This window comes from Methylococcales bacterium (assembly GCA_030949405.1).
In the GTDB taxonomy this organism is placed as follows: Bacteria; Pseudomonadota; Gammaproteobacteria; order Methylococcales; family Methylomonadaceae; genus WTBX01.
Genome location: JAUZSN010000002.1, coordinates 1,532,569 through 1,549,029, shown reverse-complemented (window position 1 = coordinate 1,549,029; position 16,461 = coordinate 1,532,569). Strand labels below are relative to the sequence as shown.

Annotated in this window: 16 protein-coding genes; 7 read left to right on the top strand and 9 right to left on the bottom strand. The window is 37.6% G+C overall.

All coding sequences use genetic code 11. From position 1 onward, the window contains the following. The first annotated feature begins 101 nt into the window (after positions 1–101). From Q9M50_08130 to Q9M50_08115, 4 genes are read left to right on the top strand one after another with little or no spacing between them, the layout of a single operon-like run. On the top strand, positions 102–620 hold the full coding sequence (locus tag Q9M50_08130; protein ID MDQ7090598.1) for a DsbE family thiol:disulfide interchange protein: 519 nt from the start codon (positions 102–104) through the stop codon (positions 618–620). Then, positions 613–1,089: a cytochrome c-type biogenesis protein CcmH gene (locus Q9M50_08125; GenBank protein MDQ7090597.1), complete on the top strand. Its 477-nt coding sequence runs from the start codon at positions 613–615 to the stop codon at positions 1,087–1,089. The genes Q9M50_08130 and Q9M50_08125 overlap by 8 nt, the downstream gene beginning before the upstream one ends. After that, complete coding sequence (gene ccmI / locus Q9M50_08120) at positions 1,089–2,390, top strand: c-type cytochrome biogenesis protein CcmI (protein ID MDQ7090596.1); 1,302 nt, start codon at positions 1,089–1,091, stop codon at positions 2,388–2,390. Before Q9M50_08125 ends, ccmI begins: the two co-directional genes overlap by 1 nt. After that, positions 2,390–3,472: a protein phosphatase 2C domain-containing protein gene (locus Q9M50_08115; GenBank protein MDQ7090595.1), complete on the top strand. Its 1,083-nt coding sequence runs from the start codon at positions 2,390–2,392 to the stop codon at positions 3,470–3,472. The genes ccmI and Q9M50_08115 overlap by 1 nt, the downstream gene beginning before the upstream one ends. Here the strand turns inward: Q9M50_08115 and epmB are convergent. The 7 genes from epmB to Q9M50_08080 all read right to left on the bottom strand — a co-directional run bounded on the left by epmB (position 3,466) and on the right by Q9M50_08080 (position 12,481). Beyond that, positions 3,466–4,458 (bottom strand): EF-P beta-lysylation protein EpmB, encoded by a 993-nt coding sequence (gene epmB, locus Q9M50_08110; protein MDQ7090594.1) that lies wholly within the window; start codon positions 4,456–4,458, stop codon positions 3,466–3,468. The two genes, Q9M50_08115 and epmB, sit on opposite strands and share 7 nt — an antisense overlap. A 69-nt stretch (positions 4,459–4,527) precedes the next feature. Further along, positions 4,528–6,489 (bottom strand): SUMF1/EgtB/PvdO family nonheme iron enzyme, encoded by a 1,962-nt coding sequence (locus Q9M50_08105; GenBank protein MDQ7090593.1) that lies wholly within the window; start codon positions 6,487–6,489, stop codon positions 4,528–4,530. A gap of 311 nt (positions 6,490–6,800) precedes the next feature. Continuing rightward, positions 6,801–8,072: a restriction endonuclease subunit S gene (locus Q9M50_08100; GenBank protein ID MDQ7090592.1), complete on the bottom strand. Its 1,272-nt coding sequence runs from the start codon at positions 8,070–8,072 to the stop codon at positions 6,801–6,803. Next, positions 8,073–8,705, bottom strand: a complete 633-nt coding sequence (locus tag Q9M50_08095) for a hypothetical protein (GenBank protein MDQ7090591.1) — start codon at positions 8,703–8,705, stop codon at positions 8,073–8,075. It abuts the gene before it with no gap. 119 nt (positions 8,706–8,824) lie between these two features. Then, a complete protein-coding gene (locus tag Q9M50_08090; GenBank protein MDQ7090590.1) occupies positions 8,825–9,247 on the bottom strand; it encodes a hypothetical protein in 423 nt (140 codons plus the stop codon). Positions 9,248–9,293: 46 nt separating this feature from the next. After that, positions 9,294–11,792: an FtsX-like permease family protein gene (locus tag Q9M50_08085; GenBank protein MDQ7090589.1), complete on the bottom strand. Its 2,499-nt coding sequence runs from the start codon at positions 11,790–11,792 to the stop codon at positions 9,294–9,296. Continuing rightward, positions 11,789–12,481 carry an ABC transporter ATP-binding protein gene (locus tag Q9M50_08080; GenBank protein MDQ7090588.1) on the bottom strand — a complete coding sequence of 231 codons (693 nt, stop codon included), beginning with the start codon at positions 12,479–12,481 and terminating at the stop codon, positions 11,789–11,791. Before Q9M50_08080 ends, Q9M50_08085 begins: the two co-directional genes overlap by 4 nt. On the opposite strand from Q9M50_08080, the gene Q9M50_08075 reads away from it, so the two are divergent. The 3 genes from Q9M50_08075 (at position 12,480) to crp (ending at position 14,844) form a co-directional block, all read left to right on the top strand. Next, positions 12,480–13,094 carry an arylesterase gene (locus Q9M50_08075; GenBank protein MDQ7090587.1) on the top strand — a complete coding sequence of 205 codons (615 nt, stop codon included), beginning with the start codon at positions 12,480–12,482 and terminating at the stop codon, positions 13,092–13,094. The genes Q9M50_08080 and Q9M50_08075 overlap by 2 nt on opposite strands. Positions 13,095–13,192: 98 nt before the next feature. Further along, entirely contained in the window at positions 13,193–14,032 is an 840-nt protein-coding gene (gene nadC / locus Q9M50_08070) for a carboxylating nicotinate-nucleotide diphosphorylase (protein ID MDQ7090586.1), read from the top strand. Positions 14,033–14,184: 152 nt separating this feature from the next. Continuing rightward, complete coding sequence (gene crp / locus Q9M50_08065; GenBank protein ID MDQ7090585.1) at positions 14,185–14,844, top strand: cAMP-activated global transcriptional regulator CRP; 660 nt, start codon at positions 14,185–14,187, stop codon at positions 14,842–14,844. Between the two features lie 75 nt (positions 14,845–14,919). Here crp and Q9M50_08060 read toward each other — a convergent pair whose 3' ends face one another. Next, entirely contained in the window at positions 14,920–15,402 is a 483-nt protein-coding gene (locus tag Q9M50_08060) for a YchJ family protein (protein MDQ7090584.1), read from the bottom strand. A gap of 190 nt (positions 15,403–15,592) precedes the next feature. Continuing rightward, positions 15,593–16,375 (bottom strand): enoyl-ACP reductase, encoded by a 783-nt coding sequence (locus Q9M50_08055; GenBank protein MDQ7090583.1) that lies wholly within the window; start codon positions 16,373–16,375, stop codon positions 15,593–15,595. Positions 16,376–16,461: the final 86 nt, after the last annotated feature.

Here is a 16,461-nt window from a genome sequence, read left to right as displayed (position 1 = left end):
AAAATATTTTAAAACACACGTTGCCGAATGCCCGTATTCCGCAAGCTACCTATGGGCTACTTACTATTAATACTAACTAAACAATAACTTAGGAGTTATTCATGAAAAGAGGGTTATTATTTATTCCCTTAGCTTTATTTATCGTTTTAGGGGCATTTTTATGGAAAGGGTTAAGTATTGACCCCACCGAATTACCCTCCGCCCTTCTCGGTAAACCCTTCCCCAGTTTTAAGGTTGAAACCCTAAAAAATGCTAATACAATAGCCACTAATGCCGACCTTATCGGTCAACCTGTACTCGTTAATGTTTGGGCAACGTGGTGTCCTTCATGTCGCCAAGAACACATTCAACTCCTTAAAATGGCGCGAGAAAATAAAATTCCGATTATTGGACTTAATTATAAAGATAATCGTGAAGCGGCTTTAAATTGGTTAGAACAACTCGGTGATCCTTACCAATTTAATATCTATGACGAATCAGGTATGTTGGGGTTAGACTTAGGCGTTTATGGCGCACCCGAAACCTATTTATTAGATAAAAATGGGATTATTACATATCGCCATGTCGGTGTCGTCACCGAAGACGTTTGGAAAAAATTAAAAGGCATGATTAATGAATAAAATTTTAATGCTTATTTTAAGTGTCATGTCATTGAATGTATTGGCTGCCATTGATGTTTATCAATTTAAGGATGACGAAAAACAACATCGTTTTCAAACGCTTGTTGCAGAATTACGTTGCCCTAAATGTCAAAACCAAACGCTAGCCGACTCAAATTCAGAAATAGCAACTGATTTGCGGATGAAAGTTTATCAAATGCTCGAAAAAGATAAATCTGACGAGGTTATTATTGATTACATGTTGGAGCGTTATGGTGAATTTGTTTTATATAAGCCCCGTGTAAGTGGGCAAACCTTATTGCTTTGGTATGGTCCTATTCTATTATTAGTTATTGGCTTGATTATTGTGGGTTTTATTTTACGCCATCGACTTAAAAAAACGTCTACGAATGAAAATAATCCAACGCTAAACTCGCAACAACAGCGAACCTTAGCAACTTTATTAAATACAACGAATGAGAAAAAATAATGACAGAATTATGGTTGATTTTTGCGGGATTATCTCTGATCGCACTGCTGGTTATCTTTTTTCCATTAATAAAGCCGCATCATAGTGAGGCTAGCTTAAGTGATAAACAACAAAATATTGATATTTTTAAACAACGACTCGCTGAATTAGAGTACGAAAAGCTGCAAGGCAACTTAAATGAGGATACTTTTTTACAACTTAAGATTGAACTCGAAAAATCCTTATTGACTGATGTTCAGACTAATGTTGAGACTCCTTTAAAACCGATTTCCATACAACCCTCCCATTGGATGGTGAGTAGTGTCATTACCTTACTGGTCATTGGGATTAGTTTTGGCATTTATTTGAAAATCGGTCGTAGTGATGATTTTGCATTATCGTTAACAATGAATGCAGAAGCGGCATCTGAGCAACCAAAACAAACGGCAACGACGAAAAAAGAGGCCCCTAGTTTTGATAAAATCATCGTTATGCTCGAACAAAAATTGCAAAAAAATCCTAATGATTTAGAAAAATGGTTCTTATTAGCCAATACCTATTCTGCGACTGGAAAATTTGCTAAATCGGCTGATGCATTTTCATCTGCAATGAAACAAATGCCTAAAGACGATCCTAATCTTGCCGCTGTGATGGGTTCGTATGCTCAAATGTTATTTCAAGCCGCGGGTGAAGTCATCACTCCTGAAATAGAAAAAGCGATGAACACCGCATTGACCCTAGACCCACTTGAATCCTCTGCTTTAATTATTAAAGGCATACAAGCTTATACCGCAGGCGATTTAAAAACAGCGGTTGGCCATTGGGAAAAGGCAAAAACTAAAGCCAGCCCACAGCTTTTAAGCAGCTTTATTGAACCTGTTATTGCTCAAACTAACGCTAAATTAGGTCAAAAACCCATCGCCGCCGCGCCCATAAAAACAGCGGAAAAAACAACGGCAAAAATAGAATCCACCACTTCGGCTCATATTGAAATTAAATTAGATATTAGCCGCGAATTAAAAGCGAAAACTAAAGCCGATGATATTATTTTTGTTTTTGCTCAAAAAATGGGCGGCAGAATGCCTTTAGCTGCAGAACGCTTGCAGGTTAAGGATTTACCTAAAACCATTATTTTAGATGATACGAAATCACCGATGCCCTCCGCTAAATTATCCTCAGTTGATTTTGTTAGTATTACGGCACGAGTTTCATTTGCAGGACGACCTCAGTCAAATAAGGGTGACTTATTTATTAAAGCTGAGAAAGTAGCCGTTAAAGGAGCAGCCCCTTTTACTATGCTGATAAATCAAGTTGTCGAGTAATGAAAACCCTCTGTGCGGCAAAACAGTTACTAGGCCACCGAGAAAAGCAAGAAGATACCATCCGGTATCTTTCGCTTTCAACGACTAAGAGTGAGGGTGAAGAATCATTACTCTTATTAGCCGATGGAATGGGGGGTCATGTCGATGGGGAAAAAGCCAGTCAATTAGTCGTTCAGCAATTTATAGCAACGTACCAAAACGATCAAAAAGATATTGTCAACCGATTACAGCTAGGATTAGCTGAGGCTAATAACGCACTGGCAACACGAGTCTCTATACAGCCCGAACTTAAAGGAATGGGGACCACTTTATTAGTGGCCCATGTGAATAATAAGCAGTTACATTGGGTGAGTGTGGGCGACTCACCGCTTTGGCTGTATCGAAATGAAACCCTAATTCGTCTAAATCAAGACCATTCAATGGCCAGTGTTTACATGCGAATGGCGAAATTAGGTGAAATGACTGAAGAAGCAGCCAAAAATGAACCCTTAAGGCATAGTCTACGATCGGTTTTAAATGGCAAGGCCATCGCCTTGATTGATGCGCCTAAAAAACCGTTTGAGCTGTTGGAAAATGATATTTTACTGCTTGCCAGTGATGGCATAGAAACCTTAACTACGGATGAAATAAGCGCCATCTTACAGCAGAATCCGCATTATGATATGGCGTTATTAACAGAGGCGTTAATGCTGGCTATTCGCTCTAAAAATAATCCTATACAGGACAATACCAGTATTATTGCTTATAAAGTCGCAACGTTACCTAATCGTAACACCAAAAATTATGCGAGCTCTTTATCTTGGGCCTCAAAAAATTTAAACTTACTCATTATTATCGCTTTTGGTTTAGGGGCGTTATTTATCTTATTATTATTGCAATTTAATTTTCAAAATATTGAAGAAATACAACGTAACAATACGTTAGAGATTATGCGAGTAACACCGCCTATAATCCTCCCTAAGCCCGTATTTGATCCTCAAAATTTACTTAAAAAAAACACCTTAAACGCAACAATAACGATTGAAGATAGACATGAATCCGATGCTGTTATGGTTGAAATTCCTGAACGATTTAATCAATAATCTATCTGTGTTTTTGCCCTTTCGCCTGCTTCTTCTTGTACTAATTTAGGGATTAAATAACCTGATAAGTGGGCCTGTAATTCACGCATTAATAAAATGGCTCTTGCTTTTGAGACCTCAAAATGGGCGGTTCCTGCGGCTTTATCCAGTAAATGTAAATAATAGGGCATCACGCCAAAACTAACTAATTTTTCACTTAATTGCCCCAATTGAGCAACTTCATCATTAATACCTTTTAACAAAACACTTTGATTTAGTAACATAATATGAGCATCACGCATTTTTTCACACGCCCGTTTCACGTCTAAATTTAATTCATTCGTATGATTACAATGAATCACCATAATGATGTCTTTATTCGTTTGTACGAGCGCATTCATTAGCTCATCTGTAATTCGATCGGGCAAGACAATCGGTAAACGACTATGAATTCTAATCCGTTTTAAATGCGGAATCGTATTTAATTGCTGTATTAATTTAGCAAGCTTATCATCGGCTAATAACAGCGGATCGCCGCCACTTAAAATGACTTCATGAATATCCGTATGTTGTTGTAAATAAGCCACCGCTTGCCGTTGTTTTTGATTACCTAACTGAAAATCGGTATACGGAAAATTCCGCCGAAAACAATAACGGCAATGAATGGCACAACTTCCCGTATTAATAAATAACGCTCGTCCTTGATATTTATGAATAACACCCGTTTCGACCATCGCATTTAAATCACCCACAGGATCAAGACCAAATCCTGCAACGGTTTGCGTTTCTTGGATAAGTGGCAGTACTTGTTTTAATAACGGGTCATTCGGATTGCCTTTTTCCATTCGTTCGGCAAAACTTTGTGGAACACGTAACGGAAAATTAAGCTGCGCTGTCTTTGAAAAGGGAGTATTTTGCTCAAGTTCTAAATACGTGTAAAGATCTGAAATAGATTTAAAGGCATCAGTTAATTGTTGTTGCCAACGGCGGGTAGAATTAGGTTTCAAAGCAGTATATTTCCTAGCAAGATCATCAATAGGTGATTATTATTAAATTGAGCGGTGTGAGCGGATGAATTAACAGGTTCTAATAACCCGAAATCCTAGGTCGCTATTGCGATAACTGGCTTCCCAACCATCACGATAGGCTGAACGTAACCACCAAGGAATATAATCCCATGATCCCCCTCGGACGACGGGATGAAAAAAAAGATTATCTGCAAGCTGCATTTCATCAAGACTATAACTTTCATGGTATTTTGATGAAGTCCATTCCCATACATTACCGTGCATATCATAAATTCCCCAAAAATTAGGCTGTTTTAAGCCCACCTCATGGGTTTTAGCCTCCGCATTTTTTCGATACCACGCATAATCTTTTAATTCCTTCGTCGCTGGACCAAAATAATAAGCGGTTTCAGACTTAGCACGGCAGGCATATTCCCATTCAATTTCAGTGGGTAATTTATAATTTTTTCCTGTTTGCTCGGAAAGCCATTCACAATAAGCCATCGCATCAAACCATGAAACATGAATAACAGGACGCGCTCCTCGACCCCATCCTGAATCATCGGGCTTTTCTTTAGGGCTATGTGTCAAACTTGTTTGTTCACAAAATAAATCATATTCCGAAAAGGTGACAGGATATTTTCCAATATGAAAGGGTTTTTCTATAACCGCGTCATGCTGGGTTTCATTTTCAAAACGATCTATTTCTGTTTCTGCGGATCCCATTAAAAAACGACCTTCAGGAATAAGCACCATCACAGGAGCCAATTGCCCATCGATCAATTTATCTTGCGAGGTACTCAGTGAAAAGTGTTCGATAATCTTAATGCTTGGGGATACGCCATTTTGATTTTCTAAGGCAATTAATCGCGCTTCTAATTTTAAACGCTTAATGGCTTCTACGGCAATTTCGGCTTGCTCACCGAGTTCACAATGATCTAAATAACTTTGGTAGGCTTTAATGTTCTCGGCTTTTTTAGTTTGCTGCCACAGTGCGGAATCACGTTTACGTTGCTCCTCGAGTGACGCATTAGGAAATATCTGATTTGATGATGAAAAAAATGGAATTAAAAGTTTTTTTAACGCCGCTACTGTTTGAAGGCGATTTTTTTTAGATAACGCTAAACAACGTTCAATGGTTTTTTTTAAGGTGGGGTCAACATTTTTAATAAAGACTAAAGCGGAACCCATGCGGCGTATTTCAATATTAGGCATTTCTTTGCCATTAATACAATGAAATAAAACGGCCCCCAATGAATATAAATCGGTTAAGGCATCTATGTGGGTTTCAGGGTTATCAATATGTTGCTCAGGAGCTTTATATTTAATAGCATTAAGGTTTGTAACAGACGGTTGTATTGTTTGAAGTGATAATCCAAAGTCCATTAAAACAGGTTGGTTTATTTTGTCATCGCCGTCACGTAAAAATATATTTTTTAAGCTAATATTTTGATGATAATAATTACGTTGATGTAATTTTTCCAGAGTATCTAATAAGGGTTTTAACCAGAGTTTAATTTGTTTTTCAGAAAGTTTTTGCTGGTTTAACCATAAATCAAATAACGTACAGCCCTTTATATATTCCATCACTAAATACAGGGTATTGTTTTGTTCAATTAAGTCGGCATAGCGAACAATCCCCTCGATTGCGGGGTATTTTTGACAGTTTTCAAGTAAATGAGATTCGTTAATAAATTGTTTATGATAAAAATCAAATGCTTGTTTATTTTTTATTCCATTTTTAGGTTTGATATTGTTTCCGTCACGCGCGCGTCCTGCCAATTGTTCGGGGTAATATTCTTTGATAACAAATAATTCATTTTCATTATCTCTTTTTGCCCTATAAACAAGGGCGAGTTCACTGCTACTTAAGACACGCCCAAGGGTGTAGTGTTCGCCGATGATGCTAAATAAGGGTAAGTGTTGCTCCTCTTCACGATAACTTGTTCGATCAAAGTTACAAGATTGGCACTGTTTTTGTCGGCTAACCTTAAAGCAATTGGGACAAAGTGCGTTAAGCGTGTAGTTCATATCGGTTTATGACGTGGATGCCTTTAAAAATTTATAGATTTATTTGAGTATCGTAGGACGTATAAGCGATAGCGTCATACGCCATAAGCATTTGAACAGCATTAAAAAATTACGTGGAGTCCAATAGTTTTAGCTATTTTCGTGACTCGTCAATAGCTAAAGAGGCGGTGAAAATATTAGCAATCTGGAGTCCAAAACATGTTTTGGACTCCAATTTAAACGATCAACCGAGAAATGAAGGATGCCAAATAAGCATTATGTCATAACGAGGTTTTGGTGGATAACGCTACGTTTATCCACCCTACGCGAGATTAAACAAACAGTTGTTGCAGTAGTCCTTTTTTATAGTCCTTTGTGCCATTTAGTTGTTTTTCTACGAGGTTTATTTTTTGGTCGAGTTCGGTTAGAAAGTTGGCAATTTTGGTTTGTTCTTTAAATGATGAAGGGAAATTAACAACAATAACTTTCAAATCTTTAGTATAAATATGTTTTACTGTAGTACCAGTAACAAGGCGAATAACTTTATTTTTATCATAATTAATTAAATAACTTAAAAATATAGAGTTTATTCTTTCATTACTTCTTATAATATTAATATCTCCACCTAATAAAACATTACTTTTCATTAATACAGAAGCCTTTCCTAATCCTTGAGGAGTAACATCCGAACTAGGCATTAAAATATCTCCTACTTTACTCTTAACTCCTTCATTTTTATTTGTTTTAGAATTAACTATATTGATAACCTCATTATATAAAGTAAATAATTCACCATAATGAATACATTCATTACTTCCTTTATTATCTAAATCAGATTTAGATAAACCTCCCCCTCTATGAAAAGTTGCAATTAACTCTAACTTCTTAACTTCCCAATCAGGGTAAGCATTACCGTTGTCGTCTTTAAATCTCAACGCTTGAGAAAAAATATTTTGCATCACTCCTTTTTTATAGCGTTCTAAAAGCTGTTTTTTCTTGCTTAACTGTCCTATTTTGCTGTCGATTTGGGTTAAAAAGTTGGCGATTTTGGTTTGTTCTTTAAATTGTGGAAGGTTTAAATTTATTTTTGCTAACCTACTTGTTGATAAGCTTAAAACTTTTGTACCTTGAGCAATCGTCATAATCTGCTTTCTTACTTTCCAAGACTGTAATAAATATCCAGCATAACCTAAAGCCATATCATAATTGTTTGGTCTTGCTAAAAATGTATGTAAACCAGCTATTACTTTTTCATCATTTAAATTAATAATTTCCATTGTTTTACCAATGTCATCATAGTTTTCTGAAGCATCAGCTATCACTAAATCACCATTTAAGCAGTAGCTTTCTTTTTTAATTTTTGATAAATTAACATCGCTATTTATAAATGGTACATATTCATTTTTAATATTAAACATAGTATTAAATTTTGTATGTATATCTCCATAATGGATGTTTTTTACATTTTCATTATCATAATTTAATTTATCTCTTGAAAGTGAATTTGTAGAGTAAAAGGAATATATCTCTCCATATAATTTAACTTCCCAATCCCCCGAAAACTCAGGAAACCGCAACACAGGCACATTCTTAATCATATCCATCTAAAAATCATCACATTCATACAACGTCAACAAACTACGCTTAAACGCATCAAGCCGCTGTAAATCATCATTATGAAAAATTTGCCATTCCGCTATTCGTGAATCATAAAACAACGTACTGCCATCCACATCCACAGACCCGCCCAAAAATTGCAAAACAAAACGCCCGTCACCGTACCATAAAGAACCGACAGGGATTCCATCCTCCTTAATCATACGATTACTACGTCCGTTATAAGTAACCACCGTAGGAATATCAAAATACCCCCCTTCACAAGGCATCGGCATCTTCTCTCGAATCTTCTCAATCATAGGCCCGTAAGCACGGTTAAGTTTCCGTAATGCACTTTTTTGTGTATAGCGTAATAATCCACCCGCCAATAAAATACCCAAAATAAGCGTGCCTATCCCTAAACATCGTTTCCAACAAAAATCTTCTTTTTTCGCCAACGAATAACAAATAGAAATAAAATAATACAGAAAAAAAGGGCAAAAAAGGATTAACCAAAACCAAGATAAACACCCCTTCGTTGGCCACGAATGAGAAAGACTATAAACCGTATAAATATTAATACCGCTATAAATAACCAATAAAACCCAATGGAAAAATAATGATTTTTTATAATCATCCATAATCAGAAGAAATTAACAAAAGGTTAGTAATGAGCGCGTGGGTAATGTAAAACCAACACTTTACGAAACAATCGTTTGTAGAGATACGAACTCGTCGTATCTCTACAGCATAATAAATCTTAATCAAGTATGCGATGTCCACGATTTCTTAAACAATCCGAATAAATTTTCTTATATTGACTATTTGATTGATAACCTTGCTGAACGCCGCCTGTAATCGCGCCGACAGAAGCGCCTATAATCGCCCCTGTGCCTGCACGACTGCCTATATTACGCCCACTATAAAGACCTGATCCTGCGCCAATAGCGGCACCACCAGCACCCCCTGCAACCGCACCCACACCCGTACCAATCGCCGCTTTTTTAATCGTATCGCCCGAAGAATGTTTTGCAAGCTGCTCACACTCTTTCATATCTTGTTTAAGTAAATGGGCATTGGGGTCGTTATAACTGTCAACCGTTGGAGTCCAACCACTTTGCTGAGCGCAGGCCGTCAATAATAAAACACTTAAAGGCAGTGTTTTTGTTAATAATTTAATCATAGATGTAATCCTAATTTTTAAAATAATGAAAATAAGCTTTTTTTGATTATCTGTCTTCTGTCATTCGTAATACCCCCATTGGTGGCGATTTTACAACTTTTTTAACCCCCATATAACCTGCAATCGTTACCGTAAGCGCACCTATAATAGGTGTCAACCCCCATAATAACCCATGAAAATGAAACTCAAGATGCAGTACATAATGATAGAGTCCAAAAATTAAAGCTTCTGCAATCATAATCGCTAACAAACCAGAAATAAAGCCTAATAATGAAAATTCAACTAAATGACTGGTTTGTAATAATTTTCGATTTGCGCCTAAGGTTCGCATTAATGCACTTTCATAGATACGATCATCTAATGTGCCATAAACCGCCGCAAATAAAACGGTAAACCCCGCTAACAAGGCAAAATAAAGCAAGTAGTTAATCGCTTGCGTGAGCTGCATTAAAATAGTTTTAAGTTGCGTTAAAATAGCATCCACTTCCAATAATGTCATGGCAGGGTATTCTTTTACCAAGTGATTGAGGCTATTTTTATTTTCTTTAGGGACATAAAAGCTGGTTAAATAGGTATGCGCATAATTTTCTAAGGTTGCAGGTGAAAAAATCATATAAAAATTAGGCTTCATAGATTCCCAGTTTACCTTACGAATGCTGCTAATACGCGCATCAAATTGCATACTGCCCACAGTAAAGGTTAAGTTATCACCCAACTTAACCTTTAAACTTTTCGCTAATTTTTCTTCAATGGAAACCCACCCTTTTTCAGTCGTCTCTTCTGCCCACCATACCCCCTCAACAAGCGGGTTATCATCAGGCAAGGCAGCGGTGAAGGTTAAACTTAAATCTCGATGTGTCGCGCGTTGTCCCTGTGTATCTTTACTGACGATTTGCTGTACAGGCGTGTTATTAATTTTCACTAACCGCCCTTTTACAATTGGGTACAATTGACTCAGTTGAATTTTTTCAGCGTTTAAACTTTCTTCAAAACAAGCCAATTGCTCAGGGAAAATATTAAGCGCGAAATGATTCGGCGTATTTTCAGGCAATTGTTTTTGCCAATCACGAATCAAATCATGACTGACGATAAAACTTAAAATCATCGCCACTAAGGTCAAACTAAAGGCTAATAACTGCCCGACTGTCGCTTTCGGCTCGCGGAATAAAGCTTGAAGACCCAATCGCCAACTTAAGGGTAACTTAAATAAATAGCGACGCACAAAAATAATTAGAAAATAGAGGATAACCCCTAAAACTAATAAAATAATTGAACTTCCTCCCAGTAAGGTCAAGGTCATTTCAAGATCATCCGTATAATGCCAAATAAGCACACCGACCAACCCCAACGCGCAACTATAAACTAACCATGCGCTACTGGGTAACGGGGTTAAATCACGACGTAATACTCTTAAGGGGGAAACCTTTTTTAAACGCAATAACGGGGGGAAGGCAAAGCCGAATAATATAATGATCCCCGTTAAAAAACCTAAAACTAAGGCGAAAAAACTAGGGTCAGCCACCTTACTAGGTAATAAATTTGCCAGTAATTGAAACAATTGTTGCTGTCCAAACCAGCCAATAATGCAACCGATTGTGCTGGCAAAAATACCTAAATATAAAAATTGATAGGCATATAACTCTAAAATTTCGGTTTGTTTACAACCTAAACACCGTAAAATCGCCGAGGTATTAAAGTGTCGTTGACTATAACGCTGCGTTGCCATTGCAATAGCCACGCCTGCGATTAAAATCACCAAAATACTGGATAACCCTAAATAACGTTCCGAACGGATTAACGCGGTACTGAGTTCAGGACGGTCTTCATGAATGTCCATGATCCGTTGAGACGAATTTAAATAAGGCAGGGCCCAGTGTTTGAAATCAATAATATCGGATTGATCCCCACTAAATTGGAAAAAATAATGCACATGACTACCGGGCTGAACAACCTTTGTTGCCGATAAATCCCCCTTATTCATGATGACACGGGGCGATAAGCTATAAATATCACCACGTTTATCAGGTTCATAGGTAAGAATATGGCTGATTATCAGTGGCGTTTCCCCAATCGTTAACGCATCCCCTAATTTAAGTTTCAGGGCCGATAAAATCCGTAATTCAACCCAGACTTCGCCTTTTTGAGGCGGCTCTAAGCTTATTTTTTCGCCACTAAAGTCCGTCTTAGTATATTTTAATTGCCCTCGCAAGGGATACTGATCGCTGACCGCTTTAACCCCTACCAGTAATAACTCATCATTTTCCATTAATACGCTGGAAAACTCAGCCGTTTCCGCTTGTTTTAAATGAAATTGTTTGGCTTTTGCATACCAAACTGTGGGTAATAACGTGGGCGAGGCAACAACTAGATCACCTGCTAAAAAAGTCGCGGCTTGAAAATTCATCGTTCGATGCAAACGATTGGCAAATAAACTAATCGCAGTTGAACTACTTACCGCAATAATCAGGGCGATTAATAAAATAGTCAGTTCACCTGAACGACCTTCTCGCCATAATAAACGCAGAGCTAATGTTGAGTGTTTCATATAATTTTACCCGCTTCAAGCGTAATTTTTCGTCGGCAACGTTTAGCAAGGGCTTTATCATGCGTCACTAACACCAGCGTTGTTTTTTGCTCTTTATTAAGCTTGAATAATAAGTCAATGATAGACCGTCCTGTTTTACTATCAAGATTTCCTGTCGGTTCATCGGCAAATAAAATTGTAGGGCGAGTCACAAAGGCACGCGCTAATGCGACGCGCTGTTGCTCCCCCCCTGAAAGTTGTTTCGGCGTATGATGAAGGCGTTCCTTTAAGCCTACTTTTTCTAAAAATTCAGTCGCGGCTGTTTTAGCATTTTTATCCCCCGTTAATTCCAACGGTAACATCACATTTTCTAATGCAGTCAGATTAGGTAATAATTGAAAGGATTGAAACACAAAGCCAATGAATTGATTACGAATTGATGCCCGTCCATCTTCATTCATCGTGGTAATCGTTTGTCCTTTAATGATGACTTCACCGACGGTGGGGGTATCTAATCCTGCAAGTAAACCGAGTAACGTGGATTTTCCTGAACCTGATGCGCCCAAAATGGCTAAACTCTCTGCCGATTTGATTATTAAATCAACTGCTGACAGAATATGCAGTTCGGCATTGGAGCTAAAAACCGTTTTACCAAGATTTTTAGTTTCAATAACTACATCTGTTGTTTGATTAACCTGAAATTGAGTCATGTTTAAATTTATATGGGCTGTAATATTATTGATAAGTTCTTCAACACTGTTAGCAAATACGATCGTTGTTTTAGGCGATAGCTTGAGTGCCAGTCATGGTATTGAAGTTCAGCAAGGCTGGGTTAGTTTATTGCAAAAAAAATTAAATACAACTGAAAAAAAATATCAGATCATTAATGAAAGTGTCAGTGGCGAAACCAGCGCGGGTGGTTTAGCTCGAATAGACAAAATTCTAAATGATTATAAGCCTTCTGTACTCATTTTGGAATTAGGGGCTAACGATGGTTTACGTGGCTTATCACCTAAGATCATGAAAAAGAATCTGGCTGAAATTATTCATCGCAGTCAAAAGCACGATGTTAACGTGTTATTATTAAGTATGCGTATCCCCCCTAATTATGGTAAACGCTATACCGACCTATTTTATAAGGTTTACCCTCAATTAAAGAACGATTTAAAGGTGACACTGGTGCCTTTTATCCTTAATGATGTCGCCCTAATGAAGGGTTTAATGCAGAAAGATGGCCTCCATCCCAATGCAAAAGCACAACCGTTAATCATGGATAAAATTTGGCCTTATTTAAAAAAATTACTCGTTAATAAAGATAAATAACCCAAATAAACAAGGTGTTAATAATATTTTTAGGAATAAGGGTTTAAATTAAAAAACCTTTTATCTCACGCCCGTTTTCACTGTATACCAAATAAAAAATGATAACTTTACCCAGTAAAATAGATGTCAGTCCCTTTTTAGATGAAGATATTGGAACAGGGGATGTAACGGCCTTGCTCATTGATGAAACTAAAGAGGCAACCGCAACCGTTATCACACGCGAGCCGATGATCTTATGTGGGCAAGCTTGGTTTGAAGCTATTTTTAAAACCTTAGATCCTCAAGTAAAAATTCACTGGCAACACCAAGATAGTGAGGCCGTTGATGCCAATAAGGTACTCTGTACGCTAAGTGGGAATGCCCGTGCGTTATTAACAGGCGAACGAAGTGCGTTAAATATCGTACAAACGTTATCTGCCACCGCCACCCAATCAAAACGCTATGCTGAGGCGGTTTCTGAAACCCGCTGTCAGGTGTTAGATACCCGTAAAACACTCCCTGGATTAAGGCTGGCACAAAAATATGCCGTCACTTGCGGGGGCTGTCTTAATCATCGCATTGGCCTTTATGATGCCGTTTTAATTAAAGAAAATCACATCTTAGCCGCAGGTTCCATTGAACAGGCTGTAAAAAAAGCGCGTCAACAAACAACTCTAACTATTGAAGTTGAAGTTGAATCCATCCCTGAGTTAATACAAGCGATTGCCGCAAAACCTAATAAAATTATGCTGGATAATTTTTCAATCTCCGATTTAGAACACGCGGTGCGTTTAACCGATGAGACAATCACACTCGAAGCCTCGGGAGATATCACCTTAAATAATATCACTCAAATTGCAGAAACAGGGGTTGATTATATTTCTATTGGTTCACTCACTAAACATATCAATGCCATTAATTTATCCATGCGCATTGAGTTAGTTAGCGAAGAAGCGTAAGGTACCAACGGGTTAATAAACATAATCTAAACAGCTTTTGACGCTAAAATAGTCATGTCCACCCTTCATTCTATTCAAGTACTGTCTTTCTGAAGATGCTAGAATATTAAACTATTTAAACATAACTTTAATAAGGTCAAATCCTTGTGAGTATAACCATTAATAACCCTGATACGAATCCCGCGCTTAAAAATTTTTTACGTTATTGTCATATCAAAAACTACGCAGCTAAAAGCACGCTTATTCATATTGGCGACTATAATAAAAAACTTTATTTTATTATTAAAGGTTCTGTTACGGTCGGAACCATTGATGAAGACGATGGGCGTGAGCTTATCTATGCCTACCTTCATGAAGGTCAGTTTATTGGTGAAATTGGTATTTTCAACGAGACTGAAATTAGAATGGTTAATATAAAAACTCGTTGTGAGTGTCAATTAGCCGAAATAGATCATAAACGTTTAAAGCAACTCTTAAAATCTGAACTCGCTAAAGATGCCTTTGATATTTTATTTATGATTGGTAAGCAGTTGTCTGATCGTTTGATTATGACCAGTCGAAATTTTCGGGATTTAGCCTTTATGGATGTTGAAGGCCGCATGGCGCGAACCTTATTAGATTTATGCAAAGAACCCGATGCCGTTCCCCATTTACAAGGGACGCAAATCAAAATAACTCGACAAGAATTAAGCCGTATTGTGGGCTGTTCACGGGAAGTTGCGGGACGTGTTTTAAAAGAATTAGAACTTAAAAAACTCATTACCGCTCATGGAAAAACGATTGTAATTTTCCATAAAGAAGAACCCAGCTAATCGAAAATAGGATGCCAATAAATAGGGGAGCGCGTATCAACGTGTTTTTTCACCCCATTACGTCACCCCTATTCATTATTGACCACAACAGCGTTTAAACTTTTTACCACTGCCGCAAGAACAAGGCGCATTTTTCCCTTGATTGTGACTTTTGTTCACCAACCCCACTGATTTAACAAACCCATCCAAATAAAACCACTGCTCATCTATTTTTTTAAAGCGGCTAATTTCATTCATGACGGAGCTTTCACCCTGACTGATAAAATAAGCTTTAAATTCAACAATCCCTTTCGTATCCTTAACTCGCCCTTTTTTTATCGTTACAATTTCTAAACGTTGCCATTCCGCGTCTTCTTTCTCAAAATTAATAGCAGCGGGGCATTTACTTCCTGTCCAAGTGGCCAACAAATAATCTTCTTTTTTCAACGCGTAGGCGGTAAAGCGTGAGCGCATTAAAACTTCGGCTGTCGGGGCTTTTTTTTCACCTGAATGATAAAGGTAACAACAGTCCTGATACGTTAATTCTGAGCCACAAAGGCAAGCGGTTTCTGTATTCATTTAAAAAATAGGGGGTTAATTATTAAGTCGATAATATCTGAACGTTGAATCACATCCGAAACGTTAATGTGAGCTGAGTTATATTTTTACGACAACAAAAAACGTAACCCAGTAAGAAAGATAAATACTGAGTTACAAAATCCCTTTTTATTTTGCATATAACGATCGGAGATTATTACATTCGTATTCGTTAGCTTGCAACAATACCCGCAATATTATAACCACAATCAACGTAAGTAATTTCACCCGTCATTCCAGAGGCTAAATCAGAACACAAAAAAGCCGCCACATTACCGACTTCTTGAATAGAAACATTACGTTTTAAAGGGGCGGTATCTGCCGCTTTACTCAACATTGATTTAAAATTATTAATTCCAGCGGATGCTAAGGTTCTAATTGGGCCTGCGGAAATAGCATTGACACGCGTTCCTTCCGCCCCCAGTGCAACCGCCATATAACGAACATTCGCCTCTAAACTGGCTTTAGCCACACCCATCACATTGTAATTTGGGATAGCCCGTTCCGCGCCTAAATAACTTAAGGTTAATAAAGAACCATTACGTCCCGCCATCATTTCACGTCCCGCTTTGGCTAAGGCTGTAAAACTATACGAACTAATATCATGAGCCACTGAAAAATTCTCACGAGTGGTTGCATTGACATAATCCCCATCTAAAGCTTCACGAGGAGCAAAGGCAACCGAATGGATAATGACATCTAAACCATCCCAATGCTGACCTAATTCCGTAAAGACTTGGGTGATATTTTCATCTTTAGCCACATCCAATTCAATCGTAATATTAGAATCGCATTCAGCCGCCATTTTTTCAACACGCCCTTTTAATTTTTCATTTTGGTAGGTAAACGCTAATTCAGCCCCTTCACGGTGCATAGCAGTTGCAATTCCCCATGCAATAGAACGATTGCTCGCTAAACCTACAATTAAAACTCGTTTACCTTGCATAAAACCCATTCTAGTCACCCATTCATCAAATAAAATGGCAAGTATCCCTGAGCTATTTAATGATGTCCAGTTTTTTATAATCCCGCTTGAATAAA

Bases quoted from the DNA above. Each gene is read 5' to 3' on its own strand.
- Q9M50_08055 (MDQ7090583.1), bottom strand. From the start codon at position 16,375: ATGGGTTTTATGCAAGGTAAACGAGTTTTAATTGTAGGTTTAGCGAGC.
- Q9M50_08090 (MDQ7090590.1), bottom strand. From the start codon at position 9,247: ATGATTAAATTATTAACAAAAACACTGCCTTTAAGTGTTTTATTATTG.
- Q9M50_08080 (MDQ7090588.1), bottom strand. From the start codon at position 12,481: ATGACTCAATTTCAGGTTAATCAAACAACAGATGTAGTTATTGAAACT.
- Q9M50_08060 (MDQ7090584.1), bottom strand. From the start codon at position 15,402: ATGAATACAGAAACCGCTTGCCTTTGTGGCTCAGAATTAACGTATCAG.
- nadC (MDQ7090586.1), top strand. From the start codon at position 13,193: ATGATAACTTTACCCAGTAAAATAGATGTCAGTCCCTTTTTAGATGAA.
- Q9M50_08075 (MDQ7090587.1), top strand. From the start codon at position 12,480: ATGTTTAAATTTATATGGGCTGTAATATTATTGATAAGTTCTTCAACA.
- Q9M50_08105 (MDQ7090593.1), bottom strand. From the start codon at position 6,489: ATGAACTACACGCTTAACGCACTTTGTCCCAATTGCTTTAAGGTTAGC.
- Q9M50_08115 (MDQ7090595.1), top strand. From the start codon at position 2,390: ATGAAAACCCTCTGTGCGGCAAAACAGTTACTAGGCCACCGAGAAAAG.
- Q9M50_08125 (MDQ7090597.1), top strand. From the start codon at position 613: ATGAATAAAATTTTAATGCTTATTTTAAGTGTCATGTCATTGAATGTA.
- Q9M50_08130 (MDQ7090598.1), top strand. From the start codon at position 102: ATGAAAAGAGGGTTATTATTTATTCCCTTAGCTTTATTTATCGTTTTA.
- Q9M50_08100 (MDQ7090592.1), bottom strand. From the start codon at position 8,072: ATGGATATGATTAAGAATGTGCCTGTGTTGCGGTTTCCTGAGTTTTCG.
- Q9M50_08085 (MDQ7090589.1), bottom strand. From the start codon at position 11,792: ATGAAACACTCAACATTAGCTCTGCGTTTATTATGGCGAGAAGGTCGT.
- Q9M50_08095 (MDQ7090591.1), bottom strand. From the start codon at position 8,705: ATGGATGATTATAAAAAATCATTATTTTTCCATTGGGTTTTATTGGTT.
- ccmI (MDQ7090596.1), top strand. From the start codon at position 1,089: ATGACAGAATTATGGTTGATTTTTGCGGGATTATCTCTGATCGCACTG.